Genomic DNA, 12,373 nt, shown 5'->3' with positions numbered 1-12,373 from the left:
CCTGTCTTAGTTCTTATGGTTATTAAGTTCTGGCTTCTGGGTCGTTGTTTCTGCAACCTGAGTAGCACTGACGCTAGTAAGTTGTGCTATATGCTGTTGTGCTGTTGGTTCAATTTTTTGGAGAAAACTCTGGGGGAAAATACCCATCCCTAAAATGAGCAGAATAACTGGAACAAAGGTGATGATCTCAAGACCGGTTAAGTCTTCAAATTTTTCACATTTCTCCCTACCCTTTTCAAAGAATACCCGTTGGAACATCCACAACATATAGCAGACACCTATGATGAGGGTAGTTCCGGCAAGAAAGCCGATAAAGGCACTGAACTTGATGGCACCGAGGATGATAAGAAATTCCCCGATAAAACCACTTGTTCCGGGCAGACCGACAGAAGCCAGCATGGCGATTGCAAAAAATGTGGCAAAAACCGGAGCCCGATAGGCAATTCCACCGAGGTCATCAATATTTCTTGTCTGAAGACGTTCTTCCATAAGGCCAATAAAGAGAAAGAGTACCCCCGTACTGGTGGCATGGGCCACAATCTGGAAAAGGCTACCCGCAAGTGCCTGTACATTCATACAGAAGACACCTAATGCAATAATTCCCATATGGGAGGCGGAAGAAAAGGCCAGTAACCGTTTCATGTCCTTCTGGGCAATGGCAGCAAGGCCACAGTACATCATACCGGCCACTCCAAGCAGGGAGAAGAGGACAGCAAACCGTGCAAATTCAATTTCAAAAACCGGTATGACAAAGCGAATCACACCGTAGACACCGATCTTTGCCATAATGGCTGAAAGAACAAAGGTGGTGGAGGTTGGAGCTTCTGTATAACCATCAGGGAGCCAGGTATGGAATGGGAAGAGCGGGATCTTGATGGCAAAGGCCACCATGAACATAAGAAAGGCGGTTACAGCAAAGCCTCCGCCAAGACTTAGTGCCTGTAGGTCACCGATGTTAAAGGACCACTTACCGAACTGAGTATGGTAGGAGGTACCTACATAGATAAGAGCTGCCAGCATGAGCAGGGAGCCAGCGATGGTGTATATGGTGAGTTTTATGGTTGCAGGTAGTCGCTTTTCTCCGCCATAAATACCGATCATAAAAAATATCGGCAGCAGCATAATTTCCCAGAAGATATAAAAGAGTACCAGATCGGTAGCACAAATAGCGCCGATCATGGCCCCTTGGGCGAGCAGGAGGTTACCGTAAAATCCCTTAGTCTTGGAAGCAAAGACTCCAAAGACCATAGGAAAAAGGACGGTTGCGGCAAGGAGTACCAACAGGCTGATTCCATCTATTCCTAGAGAGTAGTTCACACCAACAGAAGGGACCCACTCGTGGAATTCGACATATTCCATTCCTGACGTACCGTTAAAGCCAAGGAATATTTCAATCCCGATGAAAAGTACCACCACTGACGATATGAAACCAGTGACCCGGGCCCCCCCTTTACTCATTGGAAAGAGGAAGAGCGCCAGTCCCACAAGAATTGGCAGAAAGATCATTACTGAAAGGGCATATTCAAACATTCTTACACCTTACCTAGTCCTAGTTAATCGATTGAGATAAGAAGAAGCTCATTAGACTCAGCCCTATGACCATGTAGATCGCATAGACCCGAACGTATCCAACCTGAAAGACCTTGAATCCTTTTCCTGATTTTTTGTAAAGCCATGTAGTGATTTTGACATGGATATCTGTGACATTTGGTTCAAGAATTCTGGAGATAAGAGAGCCAAAAGCCTTATACGGTTGAACAAAAACCGCATTGTAGATCTCATCCACATAGAACTTGTTATAACCAAACTTGGCAAATCCCCTATATTCAGGCTCTTCTGCACCGTGTGCAAATTTTTTGTAGGCAATGGTTATACCAACAGCAACAGCAGCTACACTTGCAAGGATCGCAAAAATCTCAAGCCAGATACTCACGTGGGGATGATGCTCGATAAGACTTGGTGCGAGCCAGTGGGAGACAGACATATGTCCACCAAAGATTGCGGGCAGGTTGAAGACTCCAGCAAAGGCGGCACCAACTGCGAGGATAATAAGAGGCACGGTCATAACAGAAGGAGGTTCATGGGCATGATCATACGCTTCTTTGTCCCTTGGTTCCCCATGGAAGACCAGAAAGATCATACGAAAGGTGTAGTACGCTGTCATTCCTGCAACGGCAACACCGATGAGCCAGATACCCGGGTGGCCTTTAGCAAGGGCCATAAAGAGGATCTCATCCTTACTGAAAAATCCAGAGAATGGTGGACAGCCAGCAAGTGCCAGGGCGCCAATGAGCATGGTTGCGTAGGTCGTAGGCATTTTTGCTTTAAGACCACCCATCTTCCAGACGTCCTGTTGATGGTGCAGGGCATAGATAACTGAACCTGCGCCAAGAAACAGCAGGGCCTTAAAAAATGCGTGGGTGAAGACATGGAAGATACCAGCAGAATATGCAGCAAGGCCGACACCAGCGAACATATAGCCTAGCTGACTTACAGTAGAGTATGCAAGGATCTTCTTGATATCTTTTTGAAACATTCCAAAAATCGCTGACAAGAGGGCAGTGAGAATACCGACCCAGGCCACGATGGTACCTGCAGAAGGAAAATGGGCATAGATAAAGCTAAAGCGGGCGACCATATATACACCGGCTGTAACCATGGTGGCTGCGTGTATAAGAGCAGATACAGGGGTTGGGCCCGCCATGGCATCCGGTAGCCATACGTAGAGGGGTATCTGAGCCGACTTACCACAGGCACCTACAAAGAGGAGTAAACATACAGCAAAGCCAATGCCCGGGGTGAGCAGGTGGGCATTTTCTCTGAGGGAAAGATAGTCAAATCCGCCTGAACCAATGGCCCAGAAGAGAAAGGACATACCCAGTACAAAGCCGAGGTCACCGATACGGTTGACGATAAAGGCCTTGTTGCCAGCAAGGACATTATCACTATCCTTGGTGTAGAAACTGATAAGTAGATAGGAGCAAAGACCAACACCCTCCCAGCCAACAAACATGACCACAGGTCCGTTTCCAAGTACCAGAATGAGCATGGAACCAAGAAAGAGATTGAGGTAGGCAAAGAATTTACCGTAGTTCTCTTCACCCGCCATGTAGCCAATGGAGTAGATGTGGATCAGAGAGCCGATAAATGTAACAAATATCAGCATCAGTGAACTGAGTGGGTCAGCGAGAAAACCCATATCCACGTGGAGATCTCCCACTGCGAACCAGGTAAAAGGGATGTGGCTTAGAAAACGTTCTTCCGGGACCATGTCTTTTAGTTGGACCAGGACGACAACCGCCATGAAAAAGGAGAGCAACGGGCCTATGCAGGCAAGGATGCTGTACACTTTTTCGGGTAGTGGCTTTTTGGTGCAGGTCATCATGTGCATCAGGCCAATGACCAAGGCACCAATGAGCGGGAACAGGGGGATAAGTCCTAGATAGTTTGCGGTTTGTTCCATGAAATCACCCTTTTAAAAGGCTGAATACGTTTGTATCCAGTTTACCTTTGTGCTTGTGAAGCAGAATGACCACTGCCAGAGCAAGAGCTGCTTCTGCCGCGGCAACCGCCATAACCATCATCGCCAGAACATGTCCGTCCATACTCTCGTGCACCCTGGAAAAAGCGATAAACGCAAGGTTAGCAGCATTGAGCATGAGCTCAATTGACATGAAGACGGTGAAGACATTTCTTCTCGAAATTACGCCTAAAATTCCCAGGCAGAAAAGAATGACACTGAGTATGAGATAATCCTGAATCACTTGACCAACCTCCTCTTACCCGCTAGCACGACTGCCCCGATGAGAGCGACAAGCAGGAGTAGTGAAACAATTTCAAATGGTAGGAGCCAGTCCTGAAAAAGAACAAGACCGACCTCTTTAATCCCGCCAAACCCGTTACCAACTATTGTAGCCTGGGTTTCAGGTATGCTTTTCACCACCTTAAGGAGAAAGGAGGCAATGGGGATGATGACAGCTATTCCACCAGCCAGGTAGAGAAACCGCCCTTCTTCTTCGGGCAGATCATCGTCCTGGATGTTGAGAAACATGATGATAAAGAGAATAAGTGACATGATGGCCCCGGCATAGACGATAAGCTGAAGTACGAAGATCAGCTTGGCCGAGAGCAGGGCGTAGAGTCCTGCAAGGGAGATCATGGTCACAATGAGGCTCATGGCACCCTTCATCGGATGACGAAAAAGGATGAGGCCAATTGCTCCTAGCACTGACAGCACGGCAAAAGCGGTAAATAATATCTCGGCAAACATGATATTAAGCGCCCCCCTTCTTGTATTCTTCTTCTGAATAGGCACCAGGAGTTTGGAGTAACTCGTCGAGCCCGATAATGAATGACTGTCGGTTGTTATCTGTTACAGAGTAGATACCTGTGTCCATACGGATTGCATCGAGCGGACAGGCTTCAACGCAATAACCGCAGTAGATACATTCCAGCAGGTTAATATTAAAGCTGACCGGCATTTTCTCTGCTTTGTCGTCCAGGCGTTCACCGGCCTCAATTGAAATACATTCTGCAGGGCAGTTGGTCTGGCACATGAAGCAGGCCACACATTTTACTGTGCCGTCTTCGTGTTGAGTGAGTCTGTGGCGACCGCGCCAGCGTACTGGAATTTCAGGTTTGACCTCAGGGTAGTGTCGTACAAGAAGCTTCGAATTATCCTTGAGGTTGCCTATAAGATGGCGGAGAGTCCTGGCCATACCGTTGAAAATCTCAAAAAGGTAGATTCTCTCTAGGAAGGTTGAACCTCTGCGTTCTATCGTTTTGACTTTTGCTCCCATGTCATCCTCCTTTAGCTGAGCGCCACTACAACGGCGCTTGTAATGAAGATGTTCAGAAGTGCTAGTGGTAAGAGCATCTGCCATCCCAATTTTTGTAACTGATCATAACGAAAGCGGGGCAGGGTCCAGCGAACCCAGATGTACACAAAGATCATCATGGTCACCTTCACGAGGAAGGTGCAGATCTGCAGGAGTGCCACAAAGATGTGGGTTGCTGCACCACCGGATTGAGTGATCAGGATCCCAAGGAGTAGCAACTCGATGATTGCAATCAAGCCCCAGAAACATCTGATATAGATTTTAGCTTCAAAGGCTCGTGGGTCATTTTCCCGCGCGTAGTGACTGATATTACTTCTTCTGATCCAGCCGGCGAAATAGTACATGCCGATGGGTAATCCTACCATCAGAAGAAAGGCGACAGGTTTTGCCACACTGATAAGTGCCTGTGTATTTAAGAACGGTATCTGATAACCGCCAAAAAATAAGGTGATGATGATGGCGCTTGAGGCAAACATCGCCACATATTCTCCCATGAAAAAGACTGCAAATTTCATGGCGCTGTATTCAACATGGAAGCCTGCAACGATCTCACTCTCACCTTCAGCAAGGTCAAACGGGGTTCTGTTACATTCGGCAAAGGCAGCGATTACGAAGATAACAAGACCGAGTGGCTGGAGAACTGCACCCCACATGGGGATAAAGCCGAACAGCAGTTGGCCCTGAAACTGTGCCATTTCGCTCAGATTAATTGTTCCGTATACAATGAGCAGGCTGACAAGCGATAAACCCATGGGGATTTCATAACTGATGACCTGGGCCGCTGATCGTAGACTGCCTAAGATTCCGAATTTATTGGATGAGGACCAGCCAGCCAGGATTATTCCATAGACGGAAAAGCCTGCGATGGCAAGAAACCAGAGGATTCCGGTGTCCATTGGAATTCCCTGCATGATGTAGCTTTTGCCACCGAGCACAAGCGTATCAGCGAACGGCACAACCGCAAAGGAGATGACTGAACAGAAGAAGACGATAAGTGGAGCTAACACAAAGAAAAACTTATGTTTGATATGATCAGAGATCATGTCTTCTTTGAAAAAAAGCTTTATACCGTCAGCTGCATTTTGTACGAGGCCTGCTGCCCTAAAGCCAAAGATGGCGGCCCTGTTGGGGCCGGATCTATCTTGAAAAAAACCAGCTCCCCGTCTTTCCATCCATACGCATACCGCTATAAAGCACAGTGGTACAAAGGCGCTGAAGGAGACTCGGAAAGAAATCATTAACATATCAAGCAGTGACATTTGCAGCCTCGCTATCGTTTAGGTTCAATCCTTCTGCCGGAATGGTGGCAAGTTGATATTGCGTAAGTGCCGGGGCGACTTTCTGCAGCTCTGTGAAGATTTCAGCAGCGGTGGTAAGTGGGCTGCCGAAGCCGACTGCGAGCTGAAAGATATCAGGGAGTTCGTTATTCTTTGTGACCGCTTTTGAAAACTTTTGCAGGATGTTGTCGCAGTTGACGATGCATCCTTCATATTCTGAGTAAGAACTGAGTGGTATGGTGATGTTGGCACTCTCAATGTACTCATTCTCATGGCTTGCGCAGACAATGGTTTTAGAAGTGCCTAGAAGAGTTTTTAGCTCGTCGTTTGCATATGAGAGGCTGAGATCATTGCCGAAATTGATAAGGAGATCCGAAGCTTTAACAGCGGTTTCAAAACCCGCCTTTGATGTATCAATACCGAGCAGCTCCAAACCTTTTCGGTTAGCGGCCTTATCGTCCTGAATAAGATAGTCGTCGCCATCACCTTGTTTGATGTAGCCATCACTAAAGCCGGAAATCGGGGCATTTAATTTCTCGGCCAGTGCCCTGACAGCAATCATCTGCTCGAGGCTTGCACTTGGGGAGATGAGAAATGCGGGCTTGCTGCTAACGGCAATCTCATTGTTGCAGGCGGTGATTACCCCAGCCATGTCCCGCTCAACCTTGCCAATTTTGGGTGTAGTGAGTCTACCCTCGTTTTCACGTTTGTAGCTCAGGCGTCCTTCATCACAGATAAAATAACCGTTTACCTGCTCATTGAGCCGTGGTCTAAATCTGTAGATGAGATCATCTTTGTTCTTTTCTTTGTTGTGATCGATGGTGATGTTGCAGCCCTTGGAACAACCATGACAAACCCCGAGCGCCTTTTTCAAGAACCAGACCCGCTGTTTAAAGCGGAAATCGCTGCTGGTCATGGCCCCCACAGGACAAAGGTCAACGACGTTTACCCCATAACGATTATCAATGGGTCTTCCGGGAAAGATGTTTACCCGAGCAACATCGGTGCGGTTGATGATTCCGAGCTCACCGGTTTTTGTGATCTGGCGGAGGAAACGGACACACCTGCCGCAGACAATGCAGCGTTCCTGGTCGTGGACAACGCCACCACCAAAGTCCATGTTCTTGTTTTTATTGACCTGGGGAACATTCATACGACTTTCTGCCTGGTCGTACGACATATAGTAGTCCTGTAGTTTACATTCCCCGGCCTGATCACAAACGGGACAGTCGATGGGGTGATTGATCAGCTCAAACTCCATGACGTCGCGTTGTATTTTCTTGATATTTTCCGCATCAAGGAGGACCTTCATGCCTTCCTGTGCAGGGGTCTTGCACGCGGGTACCAGTGGCGGTCTGCCATCTTCAATACCCACAAGACACATTCGACAGTTACCATCAGCACCAAGTGCAGGGTGGTAGCACAGATGAGGTATCTCAATGCCAACAGCACCGACTGCGTCGATCAGGTTTTTACCCGCTTCGACTTCAACCTCTTCACCATTTACAAAAAGTTTAATCTTGTCAGCCATGGTTGCCCTATTCCTCTGTTGCTTCTGCTACTGAAGGTGCTTCTTCCTTATCCGTAACATACGCTTCAAACTCGTGTCTGAACTTATCAAGGTAGCTCCGTACCGGCATGGTACAGGCTGCTGAAAGTACACAGACCGTTTTCATCTCGATATTGTCGCAGAGTTCCCGCAACAAATCGATATCAGCCATAGTGCCTTCACCATTTAAGATTTTCTGATTGATCTTTTTCATCCAGCCTAAGCCCTCACGGCATGGAGTACATTGACCGCAGGATTCATGGTGGTAGAAGTGGATGAGATTTTGCACCAGCTCGACGATGTCAACCGTCTCATCAAGTACGACGATACCACCTGATCCGAACATGGTTTTATGCTCAGCCATAGATTCATAATCAAGGGTCGTGGTGGCAGCCTCATCAGGAAGAAGTACCGGAGTGGAACTTCCACCAGGGACAATTCCTTTAAGTTTTCTTCCCTTCCACACACCGCCCGCTACCTTCTCAATTACTTCCATCATTGGAAGACCAAGGGGTAATTCATACATACCAGGCTTTTCCACATGACCGGAGATGCCAAAGAGATGCGTTCCTGGACTCTTCTCTGTGCCATAAGCTTTGTAGGCATCTGCACCGTTTTCGATAATAAATGGCAACGAGGCAATACTCTGAACATTGTTAATGATGGTAGGACAACCATAGAGTCCCGCAACAGCAGGAAATGGTGGCTTGGACCTTGGTTGGCCTTTTCTGCCTTCGATGGATTCAAGGAGTGCGGTTTCTTCACCACAGACATAGGCGCCAGCACCTCTATGTACCGTCACGTCGAGACGGAAGTCGTGACCGTCAACCTTGTCCCCAAGATATCCAGCCTTATACGCCTCATCAATTGCAGCCTGAAGGACCTTGACTTGGCTCGTGTATTCACCACGAATGTAGATATAAGTGTCATGTGAGCCAATGGCGTAACTGCAGATGATGATACCTTCTATCATCATATGAGGATCTTCCACGAGGATGTATCTATCCTTAAAGGTTGCAGGCTCAGATTCATCTGAATTTACTGCGAGGTACACAGGTTTGCCTGTGTCTTTGGGTAAGAATCCCCATTTAACACCTGCCGGAAAACCTGCTCCGCCTCTGCCGCGCAGACCGCTGTTCTTAACAACTTCGATGACTTCAGCAGGCTCCATTGCAAAAAGCTTATCCAGGTTTGCGTAAGCACCGTGCTTTTTGGCGATGCTAAGCTTATTGGAATTTTTGATATCAAACTTGGCACTGAGAATTTTAACTTCCATATCCTGTTGCCTCCTATTTCATCGTTGCCAGTAGCGATTTAAGCTGTTCCACGTCCATGTTCTCGTAGAACTCGCCATTAATCTGGACAACCGGGGCAGTCCCGCAGTGGCCAAGACACTCAACTTCTTCGAGGCTGAATTTGCCATCCTCGGTAGCATTTCCAGGGGTGACACCTATTTCATCACGAAGATAATCTACTATCTCCTGTTTCCCTCTGAGCCAGCAGGACAGCGTCCTGCACACACAGATATGGTATTTGCCCATGGGGTGGAGGTTGTACATGGTATAAAAGGTGGCTGCCTCATACACCTTGCTGGCAAAGGTCCCTATACGATCAGCTATATAACCAATGGCTTCTTGACTGACCCACCCCTCCTGCTCCTGGGTCAGCCAGAGAGCAGGAAGAATCATCGATTCTCTGGTTGGATAACGTTTTACCAAACGTTCGAATTCAGTATCTCTTTTCTTATCGAACTTAAATGGTTTTCCTGTAGAGATCAGTTGTGAACGGTCACTCATCTGTCCAACTCCCCACCGATAATATTGATACAACTGAGATTAATGACCGCATCGGCGATCATGTTACCCTCAACCATTTTATGGAAGGCGCCCATGGTGTAGAAACATGGCGGACGCACCTTGAGTTTGTATGGTCTTCCGGAACCATCTGAAACAAAATGGAAGCCAAGTTCTCCGTTAGCCGCTTCAAAACTGTCGTACCATTCACCAGGAGGTGTTTTTACACCTTCAAAAACCAGCTTGAAGTGATTGGCAAGACCCTCAATGTTATCATAGACCTTGCTTTTAGGTGGTAGACAGATCTGATTGTCAGAAACGTTGACTGGACCTTCGGGGATGACCTTCGTGGCCTGACGGATGATCTTGATCGATTCTTTCATCTCATAGAAACGAATCATAAAACGATCGTACACATCACCTTTCGACCCCACCGGAACCTCAAAATCAAAGGACTCATAGTTATAATAAGGAGCGTCTTTGCGAAGATCGTAGGGGACACCGCTTGCTCGCAAACAAGGTCCGGTAACACCATAACTAAGAGCCGTTTCCCCTGAAATAACACAAACGTCCTGGGTTCTGTCGTGAAGGATACGGTTTTTGGCGATAAGGGTTAGAGCATCATCAATACCTTTTTCAATGGCCTTGATATGAAATTCCATATCTTTCTGCCAGCCGTCATAAAAATCGCGGTACATTCCACCTACTCGGGTGAAAGTACTGGTCAGGCGCGCACCGCAAAGGCGACTGATAAAGTCATATGCAGCCTCTTTTTCATTATAGAGATACCAGTAGCCGGTAAGCCCACCAATATCAACAAAGGCGGCAGAGAGGCAGACAAGGTGATCGAGAACCCGGTAGAACTCTGTGAGAACGACGCGCATAAACTGAGCGCGCTCAGTGATGGTGACGTCCAGCCAGGATTCCACTGCCTTGACGTAGGCAATGTTGTTGATCATCGACGAACAGTAGTTGAGCCTGTCAGTCATGGGGATGATCTGGTTATAGGTCATTTTTTCTGAGTTTTTCTCAAAGCCCCTGTGCAGGTAGCCAATCTCATTGACGTTTGCAAGAATCGTCTCACCATCAAGGGCGGTGAGGATACGGATGGCGCCGTGGGTGGCGGGGTGGGAGGGTCCGAGGTTAAGAAACATTACTTCAGTATTGATATCACTGAGTACCTCTTCATCCACACCTTTTTTAGTAAGCCTTGCCCGTATCTCATTTTCTAAGCTATCTGTTTCGTAACAGATCTGTCGCTTATCAATGGGGTAGTCTTTACGAAGAGGGTGTCCCTTAAACTGCCAGTGATTGAGGATCCTTCTAAGATCAGGGTGTCCCTGGAAATTAATTCCATACTGATCGTAGGTTTCTCTTTCGCCCCAGAGAGCTGATCCCCAGAGATGAGTTGCTGAAGATACCCCCGTTTCGGGGTCGGACACCGGGGTACGAACCTGGATTAGCAGAGCTTTTTCCCAGTTGCGTATGGTATACACAACAGTGAATCGTGCTTCGGGTTGTTCCGGGTAATCCATATAATCAATGGCGGTGACATCGACTAAGAGGCCACAATTAAATTCAGCGTCATTTTTAAGCCGGGAAAGGGTCTTCTCCAGATCATCCGGCTGAACATCAAGTACCACCGAATCCAGTACGACTCTGCAGGTCGCATCAGGAAACGCGGCTTGGATTTTTTCTAAAGCCGTCGTATTCATATCAGTCGAGAATCCCTTTAAAGTCTTTATGGCGATCTTTCAGGACACTTTCGCCTTTAATCTGGTCCTGGAGTTTGATAAGTGCATCAAGAATTGTTTCAGGCCGCGGAGGGCAGCCTGAAACCAAAATATCCACAGGGATGATGTTGTCTATCCCCTGGACGGTGCAATAGTTGTTGTAGATTCCACCAGATGTTGCACAGGCACCAATTGCGATGACCCATTTGGGATCGGGCATCTGTTCGTAGATACGTTTGAGTATTGGAGCCTGCTTGTAGGTAATTGTTCCGCAAACAAGCATGAGGTCAGCCTGCCGGGGTGAAAAACGAACAACTTCCGCCCCGAATCTTGACACGTCATGCTGACTGGCCGCTGCACTCATAAACTCAATAGCGCAGCAGGCGGTTCCAAAGACGAATGGCCACAATGAGTATTGTCTTCCCCAGTTTACAACGAAATCAAGGTTGGTCGTGATTACGGTATCACCGAGGTTTGATTCTAGTCCTAACGCCAATTGAGCACCCCTTTCTTGATGATATAGATGAGTCCGGTAAGAAGCAGCAGCATAAAGACCACCATTTCAAAAAATCCAAACCAGCCTAGCTCCCGTAACGAAACAGCCCAGGGATACATGAACACAGCTTCAATGTCGAAAATGAGAAAGAGAATTGCGAGGAGGTAGAACTTGACGCTGAATTTTTGGTCAACAGTTCCGATGATGGGCCCAATACCACTTTCATAGGCCTCGTTTTTGATCTTACCTTTGGAACGCGGTCCGAGGACCGTGGTCGCTACCATCAAGCAAGGAACGAATGCGGCGATGAGAAATAGAGCCGCAGCTGAGTAAAACAGTTCCGATGACATACTTATCCTCTCGCTGCTTTTTTTTATACCATGCTTTAGGTAACAGGCACGGTAAAGTAAAAAAACCACCCTGAATAGGTATTCATTAAACAGTCGTTACTATGGCATGTCAAGTATAATATTATCAGATCAAACAGCTATTTAGTAAGTGAAGTGAAGCTTTTCTTTGTGCGTCGCGGGTTTGCGGCATGTGCAGGTTGGGCGCCTGTTGGTTTATTTTGTGACCATGGCCTGTTTGGCGTGTTAAGTGAGTCTGGCTGTGAAGATTGGTATTCGACAAAGAGTTCAAGATTTAAGTGTAATAAAAATGGCCAGTTGAGGGTGTGGTCGCGAAAGA

General features: G+C 47.4%; 12 protein-coding genes. All 12 read right to left on the bottom strand.

Translation table 11 applies throughout. The features are described from left to right. Positions 1 to 6 precede the first annotated feature (6 nt). The 12 genes from ACX6CI_RS18615 to ACX6CI_RS18560 are packed head-to-tail and all read right to left on the bottom strand — an operon-like array spanning position 7 to position 12,036. Complete coding sequence (locus ACX6CI_RS18615) at positions 7 to 1,530, bottom strand: complex I subunit 4 family protein (RefSeq protein WP_458775162.1); 1,524 nt, start codon at positions 1,528 to 1,530, stop codon at positions 7 to 9. Positions 1,531 to 1,549: 19 nt separating this feature from the next. After that, positions 1,550 to 3,463, bottom strand: a complete 1,914-nt coding sequence (gene nuoL / locus ACX6CI_RS18610) for an NADH-quinone oxidoreductase subunit L (protein WP_458775161.1) — start codon at positions 3,461 to 3,463, stop codon at positions 1,550 to 1,552. 4 nt (positions 3,464 to 3,467) lie between these two features. Then, entirely contained in the window at positions 3,468 to 3,764 is a 297-nt protein-coding gene (gene nuoK / locus ACX6CI_RS18605; RefSeq protein ID WP_458775160.1) for an NADH-quinone oxidoreductase subunit NuoK, read from the bottom strand. Then, positions 3,761 to 4,270: an NADH-quinone oxidoreductase subunit J family protein gene (locus tag ACX6CI_RS18600; protein ID WP_458775159.1), complete on the bottom strand. Its 510-nt coding sequence runs from the start codon at positions 4,268 to 4,270 to the stop codon at positions 3,761 to 3,763. The genes nuoK and ACX6CI_RS18600 overlap by 4 nt, the downstream gene beginning before the upstream one ends. A 4-nt stretch (positions 4,271 to 4,274) precedes the next feature. Further along, positions 4,275 to 4,799, bottom strand: a complete 525-nt coding sequence (locus ACX6CI_RS18595) for a NuoI/complex I 23 kDa subunit family protein (protein ID WP_458775158.1) — start codon at positions 4,797 to 4,799, stop codon at positions 4,275 to 4,277. 11 nt (positions 4,800 to 4,810) lie between these two features. Continuing rightward, a complete protein-coding gene (locus tag ACX6CI_RS18590) occupies positions 4,811 to 6,076 on the bottom strand; it encodes a complex I subunit 1/NuoH family protein (RefSeq protein ID WP_458775157.1) in 1,266 nt (421 codons plus the stop codon). 7 nt (positions 6,077 to 6,083) lie between these two features. Then, positions 6,084 to 7,646 carry a 2Fe-2S iron-sulfur cluster-binding protein gene (locus tag ACX6CI_RS18585; protein ID WP_458775156.1) on the bottom strand — a complete coding sequence of 521 codons (1,563 nt, stop codon included), beginning with the start codon at positions 7,644 to 7,646 and terminating at the stop codon, positions 6,084 to 6,086. A gap of 7 nt (positions 7,647 to 7,653) precedes the next feature. Beyond that, positions 7,654 to 8,940: an NADH-quinone oxidoreductase subunit NuoF gene (nuoF, locus tag ACX6CI_RS18580; RefSeq protein WP_458775155.1), complete on the bottom strand. Its 1,287-nt coding sequence runs from the start codon at positions 8,938 to 8,940 to the stop codon at positions 7,654 to 7,656. A gap of 13 nt (positions 8,941 to 8,953) precedes the next feature. Then, positions 8,954 to 9,460, bottom strand: coding sequence for an NADH-quinone oxidoreductase subunit NuoE family protein (locus ACX6CI_RS18575; RefSeq protein ID WP_458775154.1), 507 nt, complete (start codon positions 9,458 to 9,460; stop codon positions 8,954 to 8,956). Continuing rightward, the gene (locus ACX6CI_RS18570; protein ID WP_458775153.1) at positions 9,457 to 11,172 is read right to left on the bottom strand and encodes an NADH-quinone oxidoreductase subunit D; all 1,716 of its coding nucleotides are present in this window, start codon (positions 11,170 to 11,172) and stop codon (positions 9,457 to 9,459) included. The genes ACX6CI_RS18575 and ACX6CI_RS18570 overlap by 4 nt, the downstream gene beginning before the upstream one ends. A gap of 1 nt (position 11,173) precedes the next feature. Next, a complete protein-coding gene (locus tag ACX6CI_RS18565; RefSeq protein WP_458775152.1) occupies positions 11,174 to 11,686 on the bottom strand; it encodes an NADH-quinone oxidoreductase subunit B in 513 nt (170 codons plus the stop codon). Continuing rightward, positions 11,677 to 12,036, bottom strand: a complete 360-nt coding sequence (locus ACX6CI_RS18560; RefSeq protein WP_458775151.1) for an NADH-quinone oxidoreductase subunit A — start codon at positions 12,034 to 12,036, stop codon at positions 11,677 to 11,679. Before ACX6CI_RS18560 ends, ACX6CI_RS18565 begins: the two co-directional genes overlap by 10 nt. Positions 12,037 to 12,373: the final 337 nt, after the last annotated feature.

Source organism: Desulforhopalus glucosivorans (assembly GCF_054397165.1).
This window is presented reverse-complemented; position numbering and strand designations above follow the sequence as displayed.